This window comes from Variovorax beijingensis, assembly GCF_007828835.1.
Classification (GTDB): domain Bacteria; phylum Pseudomonadota; class Gammaproteobacteria; order Burkholderiales; family Burkholderiaceae_C; genus Variovorax; species Variovorax beijingensis_A.
Genome location: NZ_VIVL01000009.1, coordinates 257,679 through 278,522 on the forward strand (window position 1 = coordinate 257,679; position 20,844 = coordinate 278,522).

The 20,844-nt window shown below is 69.2% G+C and carries 16 protein-coding genes; 10 read left to right on the forward strand and 6 right to left on the reverse strand.

From position 1 onward, the window contains the following. Nucleotides 1-39 precede the first annotated feature (39 nt). Nucleotides 40-2,319: a heavy metal translocating P-type ATPase gene (locus FB547_RS24365; RefSeq protein WP_145746226.1), complete on the forward strand. Its 2,280-nt coding sequence runs from the start codon at nucleotides 40-42 to the stop codon at nucleotides 2,317-2,319. 56 nt (nucleotides 2,320-2,375) lie between these two features. Continuing rightward, a complete protein-coding gene (locus tag FB547_RS24370; RefSeq protein WP_145746227.1) occupies nucleotides 2,376-3,638 on the forward strand; it encodes a cation:proton antiporter in 1,263 nt (420 codons plus the stop codon). A gap of 7 nt (nucleotides 3,639-3,645) precedes the next feature. On the opposite strand, the gene FB547_RS24375 is transcribed toward FB547_RS24370, so the two are convergent. Next, nucleotides 3,646-4,977, reverse strand: a complete 1,332-nt coding sequence (locus FB547_RS24375; protein ID WP_145746228.1) for a heavy metal sensor histidine kinase — start codon at nucleotides 4,975-4,977, stop codon at nucleotides 3,646-3,648. Then, nucleotides 4,974-5,651 carry a heavy metal response regulator transcription factor gene (locus FB547_RS24380; RefSeq protein ID WP_145746229.1) on the reverse strand — a complete coding sequence of 226 codons (678 nt, stop codon included), beginning with the start codon at nucleotides 5,649-5,651 and terminating at the stop codon, nucleotides 4,974-4,976. The genes FB547_RS24375 and FB547_RS24380 overlap by 4 nt, the downstream gene beginning before the upstream one ends. A 161-nt stretch (nucleotides 5,652-5,812) precedes the next feature. Here FB547_RS24380 and czcI point away from each other — a divergent pair, with 161 nt between their 5' ends. From czcI to FB547_RS24400, 4 genes are all read left to right on the forward strand, one after another. Next, a complete protein-coding gene (gene czcI / locus FB547_RS24385; protein WP_145746230.1) occupies nucleotides 5,813-6,187 on the forward strand; it encodes a cation efflux protein, CzcI family in 375 nt (124 codons plus the stop codon). A gap of 95 nt (nucleotides 6,188-6,282) precedes the next feature. Next, a complete protein-coding gene (locus tag FB547_RS24390; protein ID WP_145746231.1) occupies nucleotides 6,283-7,602 on the forward strand; it encodes a TolC family protein in 1,320 nt (439 codons plus the stop codon). A 17-nt stretch (nucleotides 7,603-7,619) separates the two neighbouring features. Next, nucleotides 7,620-8,918 (forward strand): efflux RND transporter periplasmic adaptor subunit, encoded by a 1,299-nt coding sequence (locus FB547_RS24395; protein ID WP_145746232.1) that lies wholly within the window; start codon nucleotides 7,620-7,622, stop codon nucleotides 8,916-8,918. A gap of 9 nt (nucleotides 8,919-8,927) precedes the next feature. Then, nucleotides 8,928-12,089: a CusA/CzcA family heavy metal efflux RND transporter gene (locus FB547_RS24400; protein ID WP_145746233.1), complete on the forward strand. Its 3,162-nt coding sequence runs from the start codon at nucleotides 8,928-8,930 to the stop codon at nucleotides 12,087-12,089. Here the strand turns inward: FB547_RS24400 and mog are convergent. Together mog and yjgA are read right to left on the reverse strand one after the other, a co-directional pair. Then, nucleotides 12,079-12,663 carry a molybdopterin adenylyltransferase gene (mog, locus tag FB547_RS24405; RefSeq protein ID WP_145746234.1) on the reverse strand — a complete coding sequence of 195 codons (585 nt, stop codon included), beginning with the start codon at nucleotides 12,661-12,663 and terminating at the stop codon, nucleotides 12,079-12,081. The two genes, FB547_RS24400 and mog, sit on opposite strands and share 11 nt — an antisense overlap. Before the next feature lie 121 nt (nucleotides 12,664-12,784). Then, entirely contained in the window at nucleotides 12,785-13,441 is a 657-nt protein-coding gene (gene yjgA / locus FB547_RS24410) for a ribosome biogenesis factor YjgA (RefSeq protein WP_145746235.1), read from the reverse strand. Between the two features lie 105 nt (nucleotides 13,442-13,546). Between yjgA and pmbA the strand changes: the two genes are divergently transcribed. Next, complete coding sequence (pmbA, locus tag FB547_RS24415; RefSeq protein ID WP_145746236.1) at nucleotides 13,547-14,917, forward strand: metalloprotease PmbA; 1,371 nt, start codon at nucleotides 13,547-13,549, stop codon at nucleotides 14,915-14,917. A gap of 140 nt (nucleotides 14,918-15,057) precedes the next feature. Here pmbA and FB547_RS24420 read toward each other — a convergent pair whose 3' ends face one another. Then, nucleotides 15,058-15,852, reverse strand: a complete 795-nt coding sequence (locus FB547_RS24420) for a fumarylacetoacetate hydrolase family protein (RefSeq protein WP_145746237.1) — start codon at nucleotides 15,850-15,852, stop codon at nucleotides 15,058-15,060. Nucleotides 15,853-16,063: 211 nt separating this feature from the next. Between FB547_RS24420 and FB547_RS24425 the strand changes: the two genes are divergently transcribed. Then, a complete protein-coding gene (locus tag FB547_RS24425) occupies nucleotides 16,064-16,966 on the forward strand; it encodes a helix-turn-helix transcriptional regulator (protein ID WP_145746267.1) in 903 nt (300 codons plus the stop codon). On the opposite strand, the gene FB547_RS24430 is transcribed toward FB547_RS24425, so the two are convergent. Next, a complete protein-coding gene (locus tag FB547_RS24430; protein ID WP_145746238.1) occupies nucleotides 16,963-17,898 on the reverse strand; it encodes a LysR family transcriptional regulator in 936 nt (311 codons plus the stop codon). The two genes, FB547_RS24425 and FB547_RS24430, sit on opposite strands and share 4 nt — an antisense overlap. Nucleotides 17,899-17,991: 93 nt before the next feature. Between FB547_RS24430 and FB547_RS24435 the strand changes: the two genes are divergently transcribed. Together FB547_RS24435 and FB547_RS24440 are read left to right on the forward strand one after the other, a co-directional pair. After that, nucleotides 17,992-19,827: a gamma-glutamyltransferase family protein gene (locus tag FB547_RS24435; RefSeq protein ID WP_145746239.1), complete on the forward strand. Its 1,836-nt coding sequence runs from the start codon at nucleotides 17,992-17,994 to the stop codon at nucleotides 19,825-19,827. A gap of 51 nt (nucleotides 19,828-19,878) precedes the next feature. Further along, a complete protein-coding gene (locus FB547_RS24440) occupies nucleotides 19,879-20,844 on the forward strand; it encodes a Bug family tripartite tricarboxylate transporter substrate binding protein (RefSeq protein ID WP_145746240.1) in 966 nt (321 codons plus the stop codon).

Below are 20,844 nucleotides of genomic sequence, written 5' to 3' on the forward strand. Positions count from 1 at the left end.
TTTGACTCTACACCTGCTTCAGGGTTTCCAATCGGCTTCATGACGAACCAGAATGCCCTGAAACCGATGGCGCCGCATGCCCACTCCCATGCGCAGGCCGCTCCCGAAACGGCCTGCTGCGGCAACCCGGCCTGCGGCTCGCCGGCCGTCGCCATGCCTGCTGCCGACATCCCGAAGGGCGCCTTGCTCTTCCGCATTCCCACGATGGACTGCGCGGTCGAAGAGTCCGAGATCCGCCGCGCGCTCGAACCGGTCGCGGGTGTGCGGGGGCTGCGCTTTCGGCTCGGCGACCGCACGATGGCCATCACGGCCGACGACGGTGCCATGGCCGGTGCACTCGACGCCATCCGCAAGGCCGGCTTCAAGCCCGAACCGCTGAACGATGCGGCAGGCAGCCCGGCTGCCGGCGCACAGGCAGCCACTGCTCCTGCAGGCATCGTGGGCATGGGCAGCGGCCTCGTGCGCCTCATTGCCGCGCTGGCGCTGGCCATCGCGGCCGAGGCGGTTTCCTTCCTCGCACTGGAGGGCGCCGGGTTCATGGCGGCGGAGATGGGGCTCGCGCTCGCAGCCATCGCGCTGGCCGGCCTCGACACCTACAAGAAGGGCTTTGCCGCGCTGCTGCGCGGGCGCCTGAACATCAACGCGCTGATGGCCGCGGCGGTCACGGGCGCTTTCCTGATCGGGCACTGGCCCGAGGCCGCGATGGTCATGGCGCTCTATGCCATTGCCGAACTGATCGAGGCGCGCGCCGTCGACCGCGCCCGCAACGCCATCCAGGGCCTGCTGGCGCTGGCGCCCGAGCTGGCCGAGGTCAGGCAGCCCGACGGCAGCTGGAAGACTGCCAAGGCCGATGCGGTGGCGCTCGATGCCGTGGTGCGCATCCGGCCCGGCGAACGCGTGCCGCTGGACGGCGTGGTGACCGAGGGCGCGAGCGCCATCGACCAGGCGCCGGTCACGGGCGAGAGCATCCCGGTCGACAAGATGGTGGGAGATCCGGTGTTCGCGGGCACCATCAACCAGACGGCCGCACTCGAATTCCGCGTGACCGCGGTGGCGGCCAACACCACGCTCGCCCGCATCATCCATGCGGTCGAAGAGGCACAGGGCACGCGCGCGCCCACGCAACGCTTCGTCGACCGGTTTGCGGCCGTCTACACGCCCGCGGTCTTCGTGCTGGCCGTTGCCGTTGCGCTGCTCACGCCCTGGCTCATGGGCTGGAGCTGGACCGAGGCCATTTACAAGGCGCTGGTGCTGCTGGTCATCGCGTGCCCGTGCGCACTCGTCATCTCGACACCCGTCACGGTGGTGAGCGCGCTGGCTTCGGCCGCGCGGCGCGGCATCCTGATCAAGGGCGGCACCTACCTCGAAGAGGCGCGCAGGCTCAAGGCCGTGGCGCTCGACAAGACGGGCACCATCACCGAAGGCAAGCCCAAGCTGGTCGCATCGCGCCTGCTCGACCGCGCATCGGATGAAGCTGCGGTCTTTGCGATTGCCGCGAGCATCGCGGGCCGCTCCGACCATCCGGTGTCGAAGGCCATTGCCGAAGGCCTGGATCGCGAGCACCAGCCGGTCGGCGACTTCAGGGCCCTGCCCGGACGCGGCGTGCAGGCCGAGCACGAAGGCCGCAGCTATGTGCTTGGCAACCACCGCCTGATCGAAGAGAAGGGGCTGTGCAGTCCCGCGCTCGAGGCCGAGCTGAAGCAGCACGAGGAAGCGGGGCGCACCGTCACGCTGCTGGCCTCCGGCCAGGCCGTGCTGGCGCTGTTCGCGGTGGCCGACACCATCAAGCCCTCCTCGCAGGCGGCCATGGCCGAGCTGCGCGCGCTGGGCGTCACGCCCGTGATGCTGACCGGCGACAACGCCGCCACGGCCAGGGCGATCGGCATGCACGCGGGCATCGACGACGTGCGCGGCAACCTGCTGCCAGAGGAGAAGCTCGAGGCCATCAAGGCGCTGCAGCAGCGCCACGGCATGGCCGGCATGGCGGGCGACGGCATCAACGATGCACCCGCGCTCGCGCAGGCCGACATCGGCTTTGCGATGGGCGGCGCCGGCACCGACACCGCCATGGAGGCGGCCGACGTGGTCATCATGAACGACGACCTGCGGCGCCTGCCCGAAACCATCCGCCTCTCGCGCCGCACGCATGCGGTGCTGTGGCAGAACATCACGCTGGCGCTCGGCATCAAGGCCGTGTTCTTCGTGCTCGCGGTGTTCGGCAGCGCCACCATGTGGATGGCCGTGTTCGCCGACATGGGCGCGAGCCTGCTGGTGGTGGCCAACGGATTGCGGCTGATGCGCTCTCCGAAGACCGACTGAGCGGCACGCGCGGGGCAAACTAAGATCGGGCGATACCCGTCACCGCCATTTCGTCCATGTCCGTCACCTCGCTGCTGCTGCAGCTCGTCGTCATCCTCACCACTGCGCGCATCTGCGGCTGGGTGCTTCGCCATGTGGGCCAGCCCAGCGTCGTGGGCGAAATGGCCGCGGGGCTCATGCTCGGGCCGGCGGTCATGGGCGCGCTCTTTCCGTCGCTGCACGCGCAGCTGTTCTCCAAGGACCTGCTGCAAGGCCTTTCGTCGCTGTCGACGGTGGGGCTGGTGCTGTTCATGTTCGTCGTCGGCCTGGAATTGCGCGCCTCGCGGAACATGCGCTCGCAGCTCAAGGCGGCGGGCGCCGTGGGCGTGCTCAGCGTGATCGTGCCGATGGCGCTGGGCCTTGCGGTCTCGCCGGCGCTGTATCCCACGCTTGCGCCGGCCGGCGTCGCTTTCTGGCCCTTCGCGCTGTTCATGGCGGCGGCGCTCTCCATCACGGCCTTTCCGGTCATGGCGCGCATCCTCAAGGACCGCGGCATGACGCGCACCTCCTTCGGCCAGCTTTCGCTCAGCGCCGCCGCGGTGGTCGACGTGTTCGCCTGGATCCTGCTGGCCTTCGTGGTGGCCCTGGTTGGCGCGGGCGAGGGCTACGCCGGCCTCATCAAGATCACGGCCGGCGTGGCCGTCATGCTTGCCTTGCTGTTTTTCGGCCTGAAGCCGGCCTTTGCCTGGCTGCTGCGCGTGAAGGCGCCCGATGGCGAGCCTTCGACCACGGTGATGGCCTCGCTCATGATCGGCCTGCTGGTCACCGCGCTGCTGACCGAATGGCTGCATCTGCATGCGGTGTTCGGTGCCTTTTTGTTCGGCGCCTGCCTGCCGCGCGACGACCGCCTGCTGCGCTCGCTGAGCGAACGCATCGAGCCGATTTCCATCGTCGTGCTGATGCCGCTGTTCTTCGCCCTCGCCGGGCTGGGCACCACGGCGAATGCCTTCTCCGGCGCGAGCCTGGGTGCGATGCTGCTGATCGTGGCTGTTGCCACCGTCGGCAAGATCGCCGGCGGCGCGGCCGGCGCGCGCATCGCCGGCTACGGCTGGCGCGACAGCCTGGCCACCGGCTCGCTGATGAATGCGCGCGGCCTGATGGAACTCATCGTGATGAAGATCGGACTCGACGTGGGCCTGATCGGCCCCGAGCTCTTCACCATGCTGCTGGTGATGGCGCTCGCCACCACCGCGATGACGGGGCCGCTGATCAACCTGGTGATGGGGCGAGCCAAGGCTCCCGCCAAGGCCGAAGAGGCCGAGGCGCGCGCCAAGCCGTGATGCGCCGTCAGCGCGCGAGCGGCACCGCGAAGCCGATGCGGGTCTCGCCGTTCGCGCTGGAGGCGAACACGCGGCCGCCATGCATGCGTGCAATGGCCTCCACGATCGAGAGCCCCAGGCCGTGGTGGCGCGCCGACCTGTCGCGTGCGGGGTCGGCGCGGTAGAAGCGCTCGAACAGGCGCGGCAGCGTCTCGGCCGCGATCGGGGCGCCGCGGTTCACGACGGTGAGCGTGGCTTCGTCCGGGCCCGTGCCGATTTCGATGCCGATGCGCGACGCCGGCGCCGCGAAGCGGATCGCATTGCCCAGCAGGTTGGAAAGCGCTCGCCGCACCAGGGACGCGTCGACGTCCGCCACGGCCTCCCCCGTGACAACGGCCGCGAGCCCGGCCTCCTCGAGCATGGCGTCGTGGAAGTCGATCACGTCGCGCGCCTGCGCGGCCAGGCTCGTGCCGGCCTTGACGCGCAGCGGCGCGCCGCGCTCGGCCTGCGAGAGAAAGAGCATGTCGGTCACGATGCCCGAGAGCCTGCCGACTTCCTCGAGATTGGAGGCGAGAACGGCCTGCAGTTCGTCGTTCGGCCGTGGGCGTGACAGCGCAAGCTCGGTGGAGCCGACCAGGTTGGCGAGCGGCGTGCGCAGCTCGTGCGCGACGTCGGCATTGAACGATTCGAGCTGCACATAGGCCTTCTGCACGCGCAGCAGCAGGGCATTGAACTGCGTGATCCACGGGTGCAGTTCCCGCGCGAACGCCGATGCGTCGATGGGCCGGTTGATGTGGTCGGGCGTCAATGCGGCGGTGCGTTCGGCCAGCGCCTCGAGCGGCCGCAGCCCGCGCCGCACCAGATGCGCGCCGGTCAGCGACACCAGCAGCGTGCCCAGCACGGCGGCCGCAAGCAGCGTCCATGCAAGCCGGCGCAGCAGCACCACGTCCCTTGCCACGTCGATGCCGATGCGGATCGAAAGCGGCGTGCCACCGCCCGCCTGGCCCCACGTGTACACGAAGTCGCGCTGGATCCAGCGCCCGCCCGCGGGCGGTGCCGAGCGAAAGAAAACACTGCCGTCGGACTGCCGCGCGATCGACAGGCCGACGTCGTCCTGCAGCGAGAAGAAATCCTCCAGCTTGTGGCGCAGGAACGAGAGATCACCGTCCTTCTCGCCTTCCTCGAGCAGGTGCCGCACCAGCTGCGCCTTGTGGTCGAGCTCGGCGTCCTGCTTCTCGCCGAAGCTCCACGCCGTCACCAGGTAGACCGCGAGGCAGGCCACGCTGAGGCAGAAGAAGGCCTGCGCGGCAAACCAGGAGGTGAGCCGGTTGCGGATCGAATGCGGCCGTGCCGGGCTCACGACCAGGAACGATCCTCGAGCACGTAGCCCATGCCGCGCACCGTGTGCAGCAGCTTGACGTCGAACGGATCGTCGATCTTGCTGCGCAGCCTGCGGATGGCCACCTCGACCACGTTGGTGTCGCTGTCGAAGTTCATCTCCCACACCTGCTCGGCCAGCGTGCTGCGCGAAAGTATCTGCCCGCGGCGGCGCAGCAGCACCACCAGCAGCGTGAACTCCTTGGCCGTGAGGTCCAGCCGCGTGCGGTTGCGAAAGCACTTGCGGCTGGCCAGGTCGAGCTCCAGATCGGCCAGCCGCAGCACGGTGGACTCCTGCGGCTTGCCGCGGCGCAGCAGGGCCTGGATGCGCGCCAGCAGTTCGGAAAAGGAAAAGGGCTTGACGAGGTAGTCGTCGGCGCCTTGCTGCAGGCCGTTGACCCGGTCTTCGACCTTGTCGCGCGCGGTGAGTACCAGCACGGGCACGTTGCTGGTGCGCCGGATCGCCTGCAGCACCGCGAAGCCATCGATGCCGGGAAGCATCACGTCGAGCAGGACCAGCGCGTAGTCGCCCTCGGTGGCAAGGTAGCGGCCTTCGATGCCGTCGCGCGCGATGTCGACCACGTAGCCGTTCTCTTCCAGGCCCTTCTTCAGGTAGTCGCCCAGCTTGGGCTCGTCTTCAATGACCAGAATTCGCATCGACGGATGTTAACGATGGGACAGGGCCCGTGGAGGTTACGAATTCGTAATCCAGGCGACGGACAAAGCCCGGCGCGTTCGTCTTACATTGCGCGCAACCTGCAAACCGCGGGGGCATTGCAGACCGGCATGCCACGTGCCGCCGATATACTTTTTGCTCCATGCGCCGCTGGCTCCCGATCTTCCTGCTGCTTCTGCTGCCGTTCCAGTTCAGCTGGGCGGCATCTGCCGCCTATTGCCAGCACGAGCGCGATGCCCAGCCGCGCCACTGGGGCCATCACGAGCACGAGCCGGACCGCAGCGCGGGCAGCTCCCGCACCGACGACGCGCAGAACAGCCCCGGCAACCAGCCCAACACCGCGCTCGGCGATTGCGCCGCCTGCCACCTGGGCCAGGCCCAACACCTGCCCTCGGCTTCCGATCGCGCGCATGCGCTGCTGCCGACGGCGCAGGCGCTGCGCGCCGTGACCGCCGAACATTTCATCTCGCACATCACCGAAGTGCCCGTGCCTCCCGCATGGCCTCTCGCCCTTTGATTCGGCGAGAGAACAACCCATCCCCCTGATACCCGACATCAGCTGAGCTCTCGCCGAATTCGTCCGTCCGTTGTTTTGCAACCCAGGAGAATTCGATGCGCACGCTCTTCGTGCCGCTGGCCGTGATGGCCTTGGCGGTGCCCCCGGCATTTTCACAACCCATTGCCGGTTCCCACCTTTCGCCGATCCGGCACACGGCCGCGGGAACGGCGGAGCCCGCCGGCCCGCTCGACCTGCGCAGCGCGCTGGCGCTCGCACAGCAGTTCAACCCCGGGCTTTCGTCCGCCTCGCGCGAGCGGGAAGCCACCGATGCGGCCCTGGTGCAGGCCGGTGCATGGCCCAACCCGGTGCTCGAGGCGCAGGTGGAAGACCTGCGCCGCGGCAACCGCACCACCACGCTGCAGCTGAGCCAGCCCATCGAGCTGGGCGGCAAGCGCGCGGCCCGCGTGACGGCGGCCGAGCGTGCGCGCGACCAGGCCGCCTCGGCGCTGCTCGCGCGGCGTTCCGAGCTGCGCGCATCGGCGATCACGCTGTTCTTCGAAGTGCTGGCTGCGCAGGAGCGCCTGCGCCTGGCGCAGGACTCGGTGGGGCTTGCGGAGGCGGCCACCCGCGCCGCCGCCAACCGCGTGGCGGCCGGCAAGGTCTCGCCGCTGGAAGAAAGCCGCGCGCGCGTGGCCGAGGCCGGCATCCGCGTCGAGCTGCTGCAGGCCGAAGGCGCGCTGCGTTCGGCACGCCAGCAGCTGGCTGCGCTCTGGGGCAACCCGAACCCGCGCTTCACGCAGGCGGACGGCGCGCTCGACCGGCTGCCGGCTGCGGCGGGGAATGTGGAGAGCCGGCTTTCCGCGGCGCCGGTGCTGCGCCAGGCGCGGCTCGAGGTCGAGCGGCGCCAGGCGCTGTCAGACCTGGAACAGGCCCGGCGCGTACCCGATGTCACCGTGTCGCTGGGTGCGAAGCGCGTGCCCGCCGATGAGGGCATGGGCAGCAGCGACCGCAACCAGGTCGTGGTGGGCCTGTCGGTGCCGCTGCCGATCTTCGACACCAACCGCGGCAATGTGGCCGAGGCACTGAGCCGCGAAGAGAAGGCGCGCGACGAACTCGCCGCGGCCGAACTGCAGTTGGGCGCCGACGTCGCGCAGGCCACTGAACGCTTGCGCTCGGCGCGTGCCACCGCCCAGACCTTGCAGCGCGATGCGCTGCCCGGCGCTGAAGCCGCCTACAAGGCCGCCGCCAGAGGCTTCGAGCTCGGCAAGTTCAGCTTTCTCGAGGCGCTCGATGCGCAGCGAACGCTGTTCCAGGTTCGCAACCAGCACCTGCTTGCCGTGGCCGACGCGCATCGCGCGGCCGCCGAGCTCGACCGGCTGCTGGGCACCGGCGGCGAAGAAGAAACCCCGCATGCGGCACCCGCCGCGCGCTGACAAGGAATGCACGAATCATGAACACCGAAGAAGAACGCAAGACCTTCGCCGAGCGCGTCGGCAAGAAGCAGTGGACGGCCATCGTGGCCGTGCTGGTCGTGGGCCTGGCAGCCGGCGCAATGATCCTGCGCACCGCGCCGTCCACGCCCGAAGCCGCCGGGCATTCGGAAGCCGAGGGGCATGCCGATGGCGAGCACCATGAGGAAGGCGGCGCCGAGGGCAAGGACGAACACGGCCACGGTCACGGCGAAGCCAGGGGCCACGCCGGCGAGGAGCACAAGGAAGAAGAGAAAAAGATCGCCTTCACCGACGCGCAGATCCAGGCCGCCGGCATGGCCATCGAAAGCGCCGCCCCGGCGCGCATCCGGTCGTCGCTGCAGCTGCCAGGGGAGATCAAGTTCAACGAAGACCGCACGGCCCACGTGGTGCCGCGCGTGGCGGGCGTGGTCGAGAGCGTACCGGCCAAGCTCGGGCAGGAGGTCAAGCGCGGGCAGGTGCTCGCCGTGCTGTCGAGCCCGACGCTTTCGGAGCAGCGCAGCGAGCTTCAGTCGGCGCAGCGCCGGCTCGAGCTGGCCCGCACCACCTACCAGCGCGAGAAGAAACTCTGGGAAGAGAAGATCTCGGCCCAGCAGGACTACCTGCAGGCCCAGCAGGCCATGCAGGAGGCGCAGATCGCGGTGGCCAATGCGAACCAGAAGCTGCTGGCGCTGGGCGCTGCGCCCGCTTCTTCGGCCCTGGGCCGCTACGAGCTGCGTGCGCCCTTCGACGGCATGGTGGTCGAAAAGCACATCTCGCTCGGCGAATCGGTGAAGGAAGACGCCAGCGTCTTCACCATTTCCGATCTCTCGACCGTGTGGGCCGAGATCAGCGTGGCCGCGAACAACCTCAACCTGGTGCGCATCGGCGAGCCGGTGACCATCCGCTCCAGCGCATTCGAGCAGGCGGCCAGCGGCACGGTGTCTTACGTGGGCTCGCTGATCGGCGCGCAGACGCGCACCGCCACGGCGCGCGTCACGGTGACGAATCCGCAGCGGGTCTGGCGGCCCGGGCTGTTCGTGAATGTGGAACTCGTTTCGTCGGAGGCAGAGGCCCCGGTGACGGTTTTGGCCGACGCGGTGCAGACGGTGGAGGAAAAGCCCACCGTCTTCCTCAAGGTGCCGGGCGGCTTCCTGCCGCGGCACGTGCAGACCGGCCGCAGCGACGGCCGGCGCATCGAGGTCTTGAGCGGCCTCGCGCCCGGCGCGGCCCATGCCGCGAGCGGCAGCTTCGTCGTGAAGTCGCAGCAGGGCAAGAGCTCTGCCACGCACACCCACTGAGGACGCCGCATGTTCGAACGAGTCATCCGGTTTTCCATCGAGCAGCGCTGGCTGGTGCTGCTGGCCGTGCTGGGCATGGCGGCCCTCGGCATCTTCAGCTACCAGAAGTTGCCGATCGACGCGGTGCCCGACATCACCAACGTGCAGGTGCAGATCAACACCGCCGCGCCCGGCTATTCGCCGCTGGAGGCCGAGCAGCGCGTGACCTACCCCATAGAGACGGTGATGGCCGGCCTGCCGGGGCTGCAGCAGACCCGGTCGCTGTCGCGCTACGGCCTCTCGCAGGTGACGGTGATCTTCGAGGACGGCACCGACATCTACTTTGCGCGGCAGCTCGTGAACGAGCGCATCCAGTCGGCGAGGGAGAACATGCCCAGCGGCATCTCGCCGGTGATCGGGCCGATCTCGACCGGGCTGGGCGAAATCTATCTCTGGACCGTGGAGGCCGAAGAGGGCGCGAAGAAGGCCGACGGCAAGCCCTACACGCCCACCGACCTGCGCGAGATCCAGGACTGGATCATCAAGCCGCAGCTGCGCAACGTGAAAGGCGTGACCGAGATCAATTCCATCGGCGGCCACGCCAAGGAGTTCCGGATCGCGCCCGACCCTGCCAAGCTGCTGGCGCACGGCCTGACGATGAGCGACATCGTGCTCGCGCTGGAGCGCAACAATGCCAACGTGGGCGCGGGCTACATCGAGAAGCGCGGCGAGCAGTACCTGATCCGCGCGCCGGGCCAGGTGAAGTCGGTGGAGGACATCGGCAACGTGATCCTGGGCAACGCCGGAGGCATTCCGCTGCGGGTGCAGGACGTGGCCGAGGTCGGCATCGGCCAGGAACTGCGGACCGGCGCCGCCACCGACAACGGCCGCGAGGTGGTGCTGGGCACGGTGTTCATGCTGATCGGGGAGAACAGCCGCACCGTCTCGCAGGCGGTCGACAAAAAGATGCAGCAGATCAACCGCACGCTGCCCGCGGGCGTGAAGGCCGTCACCGTGTACGACCGCACGGTGCTGGTCGACAAGGCCATCGCCACGGTGAAGAAGAACCTGTTCGAGGGCGCGGTGCTGGTGATTGCCGTGCTGTTCCTGTTCCTCGGCAACCTGCGCGCGGCGCTGATCACCGCGCTGGTGATTCCGCTGTCGATGCTCTTCACCTTCACCGGCATGGTGAACCAGAAGGTCAGCGCCAACCTCATGAGCCTGGGCGCGCTGGACTTCGGCATCATCATCGACGGCGCGGTGGTGATCGTGGAGAACTGCGTGCGGCGCCTCGCCCATGCGCAGGCCAGGCATGGGCGGGCGCTGACGCGCAGCGACCGCTTCCACGAGGTGTTCGCGGCCTCGCAGGAGGCGCGGCGCCCGCTGCTGTTCGGCCAGCTGATCATCATGGTCGTGTACCTGCCGATCTTTGCGCTCGCGGGCGTCGAGGGCAAGTTGTTCCACCCGATGGCTTTCACCGTGGTGATCGCGCTGCTGGGCGCGATGATCCTGTCGATCACCTTCATTCCCGCGGCCGTGGCGCTCTTCATCGGCCACAAGGTGAGCGAAAAGGAGAACCGGCTGATGCAGTGGGCCCGGCGCGGCTACGAACCGCTGCTGGCGCGCGCGATGGCGGCCAGGCCGCTGGTCATCACCATCGCGGTGGTGGCGGTGCTGCTCTCGGGCCTGCTGGCCACGCGCCTGGGCACGGAGTTCGTGCCGAGCCTCGGCGAGGGCGACTTCGCGATCCAGGCGCTGCGCATCCCGGGCACCAGCCTCACGCAGTCGGTCGAGATGCAGAAGCAGATCGAACGCACGCTGAAGGCGAAGTTCCCGGAGATCGAGCGCGTGTTCGCGCGCACCGGCACGGCCGAGATCGCGTCGGACCCGATGCCGCCGAACATTTCCGACGGCTACATCATGCTGAAGCCGGAGAGCGAGTGGCCCGAGCCACGCCGCACGCGCGCCGAACTGCTGGCTGCCGTGCAGCAAGAGGTCGAGAAGCTGCCGGGCAACAACTACGAGTTCTCGCAGCCGATCCAGCTGCGCTTCAACGAGCTGATCTCGGGCGTGCGCAGCGACGTGGCCGTGAAGATCTTCGGCGACGACATGGAGGTGCTGGATAAGACGGCGGCCGAGGTGTCGCAAACCCTGGGCAGGATCCCCGGCGCCGCCGAAGTGAAGGTCGAGCAGACCAGCGGCCTGCCGATGCTCACGGTGAACATCGACCGCGGCAAGACCGCGCGCTACGGCCTCAACGTGGGCGATGTGCAGGACGCGGTCTCCATCGCGGTGGGCGGGCGCGAGGCGGGCACGCTGTTCGATGGCGACCGGCGCTTCGGCATCATCGTGCGGCTGCCCGAGGACCTGCGCACCGACCTGGAGGCGATCAAGCGCCTGCCGGTGGCGCTGCCCGTGGGCGCGGGCGCGCAGGCGCCGCAGCGCGCCAGCTTCATCCCGCTCGGCGAAGTCGCCACGCTGGAGCTTGCGCCGGGCCCGAACCAGGTGAGTCGCGAGGACGGCAAGCGCCGCATCGTGGTGAGCGCCAACGTGCGCGGCCGCGACCTCGGTTCCTTCGTGGCCGAGGCCGAGGAAGCGATGCGCAAGGTGAGCATTCCGCCGGGCTACTGGACCGCATGGGGCGGCCAGTACGAGAACCTGGCGTCGGCCACCGACCGGCTGCAGGTGGTGGTGCCGGTGTCGCTGCTGCTGGTGTTCACGCTGCTGTTCGCGATGTTCGGCAACCTGAAGGACGGGCTGCTGGTGTTCACCGGCATTCCGTTCGCGCTCACGGGCGGCATCGTCGCGCTGTGGCTGCGCGGCATCCCGCTGTCGATCTCGGCGGCGGTGGGCTTCATCGCGCTGTCGGGCGTGGCGGTGCTCAACGGGCTGGTGATGATCTCGTTCATCCGCAAACTGCGCGAAGGCGGGCTGCCGCTCAATGCGGCGATCCGCGAAGGCGCGCTCACGCGGCTGCGGCCGGTGCTGATGACTGCGCTGGTCGCGTCGCTGGGCTTCGTGCCGATGGCCATCGCCACCGGCACCGGCGCCGAGGTGCAGCGCCCGCTGGCCACGGTGGTGATCGGCGGCATCCTGTCATCGACCGTGCTGACGCTGCTGGTGCTGCCGCTGCTCTATCGCATCGCGCACCGGCGCGATGATGATGATCAGGCCGGCCCGCTCAGCGCCTGATGGCCGACTTGGGCCGGAAGGCCTTGCAGACCGTGTCGTCCGTCTCCAGGTACGGTCCGCCGATCAGGTCGATGCAGTAGGGCACCGCCGCGAAGATGCCGGGCACGACCTGCACGCCTTCGGTGTCCTTGAGTCCTTCGAGCGTTTCCGCGATCGACTTCGGCTGCCCCGGCAGGTTGATGATCAGGCTCTTGTCGCGGATCACCGCCACCTGGCGCGAAAGGATCGCGGTGGGCACGAAGCGCAGGCTGATCTGGCGCATCTGCTCGCCGAAGCCCGGCATTTCCTTGTGGGCCACGGCCAGCGTGGCCTCGGGCGTCACGTCGCGCAGGGCCGGGCCGGTGCCGCCGGTGGTCAGCACCAGCGAGCAGCCGGCGTTGACCAGCTCGATCAGCGTGGCGCTGATGAGGGCCGCTTCGTCGGGGATCAGCCGGGCCTCGAAATCGATCGGGTTTTTCAGCGCCCGGGCTAGCCATTCCTTCAGCGAGGGCAGGCCCTTGTCCTCGTAGGTGCCGCTGGAGGCGCGGTCGCTGATGGAGACGATGCCGATGCGGACGGGGGCGGGTGTGGTCATGGTGTTGCTCCTTCCCCTTCCGGGGGAAGGTTGGGATGGGGGCGCGCAGAGCGCCCGATGGTGGCGCCGCTTGCCCCCACCCCGGCCCTCCCCCGGGAGGGGAGGGAGAAAGACGGGGCACTCATGCGTCCTCTTCCCGGTCTTGCGCGGCCGCCGCCGCAGCGTGGTCTGCACCGCCGTGCACCGCGAGCTGCGCGCGCACCAGCTGGAAGATCTCGCGGTAGGCCTTGCCCTGGCGCGGCGCCTCGCCGGGCGGGCCGGCCTTCATGTCCTTGCGGGCCTGGCGCACCAGGGCGCGCAGCTGCTGGGAATCGGTGGCGGGGTGGGTCTCGATCCAGCCGCCCAGCGCATCGTCGTCGGCAATCAGCCGGTCGCGCCAGCGTTCGGCCTCGTGCAGCGCGGCGGTTTCGGCCGCTGGCACGCTGTTCTGCTCGGCGAGGGCGGCGCGCACGGCTTCGAGCACCTCGGGTTCGAGCTTGCGCATCAGCTTGCCGATGAACTGCATCTGGCGGCGCTTGCCCTCGAAATTGGTGATGCGCTTGGCTTCGGCGACGGCGTCGACCAGTTTTTCGTCCAGCGGCAGCGCGTCGAACAGGCCGGCGCGCAGGCCCAGCAGCTCGGTGCCGAGCTTTTGCAGTTCATCGCTTTCGCGCTTGAGATCGGTGCGGCTGGCTTCGTCGGTGCCCTTGAGCTCGCGCTTGAGCTCGAGGTCGAGCTCGCTGCCTTCGGCGACGAACTGGCCACGGACGAAATAGCCTTTTTTGGGTTTGCGGGACATGGGGTGGATTCTGGGCCGCACCGTGCGGCGTTGCAACGCGTGCAATGCGCAACGGGAAGCCGGGGCAAAACGGGATTTGGGGGGCGCAAGTATCATAGCCACCACATGACGACATCTTCCTCGCGCGCCGATTCCGGCTTCGCCTACAGCCGCTCCTTCTTCGAAAACCTGGTCGACACGGCCCTGGCCCACGCCAAGAAGCTCGGTGCCACCGATGCCGGCGCCGAGGCCTCCGAGGGCTGCGGCCTCAGCGTCTCGGTCCGCAAGGGCGAGCTCGAGAACGTGGAGCGCAACCGCGACAAGTCGCTGGGCATCACGGTCTACGTGGGCCACCGCCGCGGCAACGCCAGCACCTCCGACTTCTCCGAGGCCGCCATCGCCCAGACCGTGCAGGCGGCCTACGACATCGCCCGCTTCACCGCCGAAGACCCGGTCAGCGGCCTTCCCGACGAGGAAGACATCGCCAGGGAACACCCCGAACTCGACCTGTTCCATCCCTGGAGCGTGACCAGCGAAGAAGCGGCCAGGCTCGCGCTCGAATGCGAAGAGGCGGCGCTCTCGACCGACAAGCGCATCACCAACAGCGAAGGCGCGGGCGTCTCGGCCCAGCAGAGCCATTTCTTCAGTGCCCACACCCACGGTTTCCGCGGCGGCTACGCCAGCTCGCGGCATTCGATGTCGGTCGCGCCCATCGCCGGCAAGGGCGACGACATGCAGCGCGACTCCTGGTACAGCTCCATGCGCTCGGCCGACGAACTGGCCAGCCCGCAGGCGGTGGGCCGCTATGCCGCCGAACGGGCGCTGAGCCGGCTCAAGTCGCGCAAGATCAAGACCACCGAATGCCCGGTGCTGTTCGAGTCGCCGCTGGCCGTCGGGCTGCTGGGCGGGCTGGTGCAGGCCGTGAGCGGCGGGGCGCTGTACCGCAAGAGCACTTTCCTGCTCGATTCGCTCGGCAAGCCGGTGCTGCCCAAGCACGTCGACGTGGCCGAAGACCCGCACATCCTGCGCGGCAAGGGCAGCTCGCCCTTCGACGACGAGGGCGTGGCGACCCGTGCGCGCAAGGTGGTGGATGCCGGCCGGCTCGAAGGCTACTTTCTCTCGACCTATTCCGCGCGCAAGCTGGGCATGAAGACCACCGGCAACGCCGGCGGCTCGCACAACCTGATCCTGAGCTCGCGCCTCACCCAGCCCGGCGACGACCTCGACGCGATGCTCGCCAAGCTCGGCACCGGCCTCTTCGTGATCGAGCTGATGGGGCAGGGCGTGAACTACGTGACCGGCGACTACTCGCGCGGCGCGAGCGGCTTCTGGGTCGAGAAGGGAAAGATCGCCTTCCCGGTGCACGAGATCACCATTGCCGGCAACCTGAAGGACATGCTGATGGGCATCGAGGCCATCGGCGCCGATGCCTACACCTTCGGCGCCAAGACCACGGGCTCGGTGCTGGTCAACCGCATGAAAGTGGCCGGCAGCTGAGAAGGTGTGAATGAACCTGCTGCGCACCCCGATCTCGCATCTGCGGTCCTCACCGTACGCGAGTACGGCTCCGGTCCTCGACGCAAGCTCGGGGCGCTCGCGACGGTTCCTTCACACCTTCTGAGCGCCACGCTCGTCCTTCAGACGATGCGCACCGACAGGTTCGGCAGGCCGTCGATGTGGATCTCGATCACGTCGCCGCGCACCACCGGGCCCACGTTCTCGGGCGTGCCCGAATAGATGATGTCGCCGGGCATCAGCTCGAAGGCCTGCGACAGGCGGCTGATCTGCTCCGCCACCGACCAGATCATGTGCTTGAGCGTGGCATTCTGCTTGGTCTGGCCGTTCACCTTGAGCCAGATCGCGCCGTCGCTGTAGTGGCCGACCTTGGACACCGGATGGATCGGCCCGATGGGCGCCGAATGGTCGAAGCTCTTGCCGATCTCCCAGGGCTTCTTCTGGTCGCCCATCTCGCGCTGCAGGTCGCGCCGGGTCATGTCCAGCCCGAGCGAATAGCCGTAGACCAGGTCCAGCGCATCCGCCGCCGCGATGTTGCGGCCGCCCTTGCCGAGCGCGACCACCAGCTCCACCTCGTAGTGGTAGTTCTTCGTCAACGTGGGGTACGGATGGTCGGCCACGGTGCCGGGCATGACGACCTGGATCGCGTCCGCCGGTTTCTGGAAGAAGAAGGGCGGTTCGCGGCTGGGGTCGGAGCCCATCTCGCGCGCATGGGCCGCATAGTTGCGGCCGATGCAGTAGATGCGGCGCACCGGAAACGCCTGCTCGCTGCCGGCGATCGGCACCGTGGCCTGCGCCACCGTGAACGGCGTGGGCGCCGAGCGCGATGCGCCGCCGGCCGGCAGCGCGCAGCCTGCCATGGCGCTGGCGGCCACGGCGGCGGAGCCGGCCAGCAGGCCGCGTCGTGAATTGGACATGGTCTTTGTCTCCTGGATCTTTGATGAAAGGCGATGAAGGCCGGCCGCAGCCGGCCGGGCCATTCTGGAGCGCGCTGCGGCGGTGCGTGCGTACGCATCTACGCAAAAACAGGACGCAGGCAACACCGGGCCGCCTGCAGGGCCAGCCTGGGCTGGGGCTTACTATCGCGCCATGTCGGCCCTTCCATCCAGCAGCCTGCGCCTCTACGGCATGCAGGAGCGCGCGAACCACCTCGACTTCGACATCCGCTTCGAAGGCGCGCGCGACGTGCTGGCGCGGCCGCACCGGCACGAGTATTTCCAGATCCAGGTCAGCATCCACGGCGGCTCGCAGCAGGTGATCGGCGGCGCGGTGCGCCCGTTCACCGCGGGGCACCTGAGCTTCGTGCTGCCGTATCGCGTGCACGTGGTGCCGCATCCGCCCGGTGCGCGCTATGCCATCGTGAACTTCGACCAGGGCTTTCTCTGGCCCGAGCTGGCGGTCGAGGCGCTCGACCTGGAGGAGGTGCCGGCCGCGCGCCAGCCAGAGCTCGCGCCCTTCCTGTTCCAGGAGTGCCTGGACTTCCATTTCGGCGATGCCGATTTCGCGCGCATCCTCGAATGGCTCGATGAACTCGCCGCGCTGAACCGGGAGCGGCGCTTCGGTACCGTGGGCGCGATCCGCGGCATCCTGCTGCAGCTGATGGCGCTGGTTTGCCACCGGCACGAGGGGCCGCTGCTCGCGCAGGCGGCGCTGCAGGGTGGCCGCAGCGCGGGCCACGCTGCGCTGCAGCGCGTGATGCGCTACGTGCGCGAGCACCTGGCCGAGGAGATGTCGCTCAACGATGCCGCGGCGGCGGCCATGCTCTCGCCCAACTACCTTGCGCACCTGCTCAAGAAGCAGACCCAGCGCACCTTCACCGAGCTGGTGACCGAGCGCCGCCTCGAACGCGCGAAGGAACTGCTGGTGACGTCGAACGCCCGCATCGGCGACATCGCGCGGCAGTGCGGCTTCGGCGACGCGGTCTACTTCGCCCGCCGCTTCAGGCTGCAGAACGGCGTCACGCCGCGGGAGTTCCGCAGCCAGGCGGATGCCGGGCTGGCCCAGGCGGCGCAGGCGCTTTCCAGCCGCTAGGGCCGCGCGCTGCGAAGCGCCTCGGTCATCGCATCCACGACGGCCGCGTTGGCCGCATCCTGCAGCCGCACCACGCCCACGGGCGGCAGATTCCACTGCAGGCGCTGGGGCATCACGCGGGCGCCGCTCGCATCGGCCACCTCCTGCGCAATGTCGTCGGGCAGGATGGTGATCGCATCGGGCATGTGCCGCAGCACCGACACCAGCGTCTTGTGCGCGTAGGCCTCCAGCAGCGGCACTGGCACCGGCTGTCCGGCCGAGGCGAAGATCGAATGGATCATCTGGCGGATCGGCGTGTCCGCCGGCGGGAAGATCCAGTGCAGGGACACGAAGGCCTCCCAGTCCAGTCCGCGCCGCAGCAGCCGCTGGGCGGCCGCGCGCGACACCACGAGGCGCGGCTCCTGCTTGTAGAGGAACTGCTGTGCCAGCCCGGCTTCGGCGCTGGCCGGCGTGAAGCGGCAGATCGCGCAGTCCAGCGTGCGCGCCTGCACGGCCTGGACGAGCGCATGGGTCGTGGCCTCTTCGACCATGAAGCCCAGGCGCGGCCGCACCGCCAGCAGGTGCTGCCAGACGGCGTCCTGCGTGACGCCCGAAAGAAAGGGAATGACGCCGATGCGCAGCCGCCCCTGCAGCCCCGTGCCGAGCGCTGCCAGGTCCTCGCCCAGCGATTGCGCATCGGCCAGCGCAACCCGTGCCCGCGCCAGCACCAGCAGGCCCGCGGCCGTGGGCTCCAAGCCGCGCCCGCCGCGGGTGAACAGCGGCGTCATGAAGATGTTCTCGATCTCGCCGAGCGCGCGCGTGACGGTGGGCTGGCTCAGGCCGAGATGCTGCGCCGCGCGGCTGACCGAGCGCTGGCGCTCGAGCTCCGCGAGAAGGGCGAAGTGGCGCAGCTTGAGCCGCGGCGTGAGGTGTTGCAGTGTCGGCGCCGGCATGCCGCCATCCTATGCGAGAGGTATAGCAATAGATGCATGCATTCATCAGAAAATATGCAGTGGCCGCTATTCGTTGTTTCTACACTCGGCCGGATGTTCACGACCCGTCCTGAAATCGCCGGCACCTTCGGCGTTGCCTCCTCGACCCACTGGCTGGCCTCGCAGACCGCGATGGGCGTGCTCGAACGCGGTGGCAACGCCTTCGACGCCGCCGTGGCCGCGGGCTTCGTGCTGCAGGTGGTGGAGCCGCATCTCAACGGCCCCGGCGGCGAGGCGCCGATCCTGCTGTGGAGCGAACGCGAGCGGCGCATGCACGCCATCCGCGGACAGGGCTGCGCGCCGGCCGAGGCCAGCGCTGCGGCATTCCGCGCGCTCGGCTTCGAGCAGGTGCCGGGCATCGGCCTCCTGGCGGCCACGGTGCCGGGGGCGTTCCCCGCCTGGCTTACCATGCTGCGCGAGCACGGCACCTGGTCGCTCGCCGGGGTGCTGGCACCGGCGATCGGCTATGCGCGCGATGGCTTTCCGCTGGTGTCGCGCGCCGCCGAGGCCATTCTTGCGGTGCGCGGCCTGTTCCTCGAACACTGGCATTCGTCGGCCAAGGTGTGGCTGCCTGGAGGCAAGCTGCCGCAGCCCGGTTCGCTGTTCCGGCTGCCGGCGCTGGCGGCCACCTACAGCCGCATCGTCGAGACCGCCGAGCGCGAAGGCAGCGGCCGCACCGGCGTGATCGATGCGGCAATCCGCATCTGGCAGCAGGGCTTCGTGGCGCGCGAGATCGACAGCTACTGCCGCGGCACCGCCGTGCGCGACAGCAGCGGAGAGGCGCATGCCGGCCTGCTGCGCTACGAGGACATGGCCGCGTGGCGCGTTGCCACCGAGGCGCCGCTCACGGCGCAGTTCGGCCGCTACACGGTCGCGAAGTGCGGCTTCTGGAGCCAGGGGCCGGCGTTCCTGCAGCAGATCGGCATGCTGCGCCACGCGGGGCTCGAGCATCACCTGCCCGGCACGGCAGGCTTCGTGCACCGCATCACCGAGGCCGCCAAGCTGGCCCTGGCCGACCGGCTGGCGTGGTATGGCGCGGCGTCCGGCGCGCGCGCCGATGCGCAGCAGGCGCTGCTGTCGGACGCCTATCTGCGCGAACGCTGGGCCATGGTCGATCCAGAGCGCGCGTCCGACACGCTGCGGCCAGGCGAGCCGCTCGGCCTTGCGCCGCGCCTGCCCGACCTGGACGTGAGTGCGCGGACCCTGCGCACGGCCGACACACGCTTCGGCGTCGGCGAGCCCACCTTCGCCGCGCTGCCGCCGGTCGCCGAATGGGCGGAGCGCGAGATCTTCGTGGGCGACACCTGCCACATCGACGTGATCGACCGGCACGGCAACATGGTCGCGGCCACGCCTTCGGGCGGATGGCTGTCCTCGAGCCCCGCGATTCCGGCGCTGGGCTTTGCGCTCAACACGCGGCTGCAGATGAGCTGGCTCGACGAAGGGCTGCCCAGCTCGCTCGAGCCGCGCGTCGCACCCTGCACCACGCTGTCGCCGTCGATGGCGCTGCGCGACGGCGAGCCCTACATGGCGTTCGGCACCCCCGGCGGCGACCAGCAGGACCAGTGGTCGGTCGGTTTCTTCCTGCGCCATGCGGTGCACGGCCTCAACCTGCAGCAAGCCATCGATGCGCCGGCCTGGCACGTCAAGCACGCCCCCGGCTCCTTCTGGCCGCGCCAGACCACGCTCAACACGCTGACGCTGGAATCGCGCTTCGACCCCGAGACGCTCGAACAGCTGCGCGCAATGGGCCACCAGGTGCAGGTCGGCGATGCCTGGTCCGAAAGCCGCATGTCCGCCTGCAGCCGCGAACATGACGCGCAGGGCCGGCTGGTGCTGCGCGCCGGCGCCAATCCGCGCGGCATGCAGGGCTATGCCGTGGGCCGCTGATCTCCACCGCCTTTGCTTCAACTTCCTCACCTTCGTTCCAAGGACATCACCATGCTCCAACGTGCCTTGCGGGGCCTGCTTCTGCTGGCCTTCTCATGCGCCGCGCAGGCCGCACCGGCCGCCTACCCCGAGAAGCCGATCACGCTGATCGTCCCCTGGGCCGCCGGCGGCTCGACCGACATCCTGGCGCGCGCCATTGCCGAGCAGCTCGGCAAGTCGATGGGCCAGCCGGTGGTGGTCGACAACCGCGTCGGCGCTTCCGGCAACATCGGCTCCAACTTCGTCGCCAAGGCCAGGCCCGACGGCTATACGCTCCTGATCGGCTCGATGAGCACGCACGCGATGAATCCCGCGCTGATGCCCGGCATGCCCTTCAAGGGCGCGGAGGACTTCACGCCCATTGCGCTGGTGGCCAACGTGATCAACACGATGGTGGTGAACCCCTCGGTGCCGGCGAAGGACCTGCGCGAATTCATCGCCTACGCCAAGGCCAACCCCGGCAAGCTGGCGTACGCCTCGGCCGGCGGCGGCTCCACCAACCACCTGAGCGCCGAGATGTTCAAGAAGGCGGCCGGCATCGACATGCTGCACGTGCCCTACAAGGGCGGCGCGCCGGCCGTGCTCGACACGGTGGGCAACCAGACCCAGGTGCTGTTCTCCGCCGGCACGCAGACGCTGCCGCACGTCAAGGCGGGCAAGCTGCGCCTGCTGGCCGTGACGGAGCCCAGGCGCTCCGCGCTGCTGCCCGACACGCCCACCGTCGCCGAGACGCTGCCCGGCTACGAGATGAGCGTGTGGTACGCCGCGTTCGGACCCGCGGGCATGCCCGCCGAGCTGGTCACGCGGCTCAATGCCGAGATCAACAAGGCGCTGGCGGTGCCCGAAGTGCGCGCCCGCATGGATGCGATCGGCGTCGAGCTGGTGAAGAGCACGCCCGAGCAGCTGGCTGCGGCGCTGCGCAGGGACACCGAGCGCTACGGCAAGGTCATCCGGGACCTCGGGATCAAGCTTGACTGA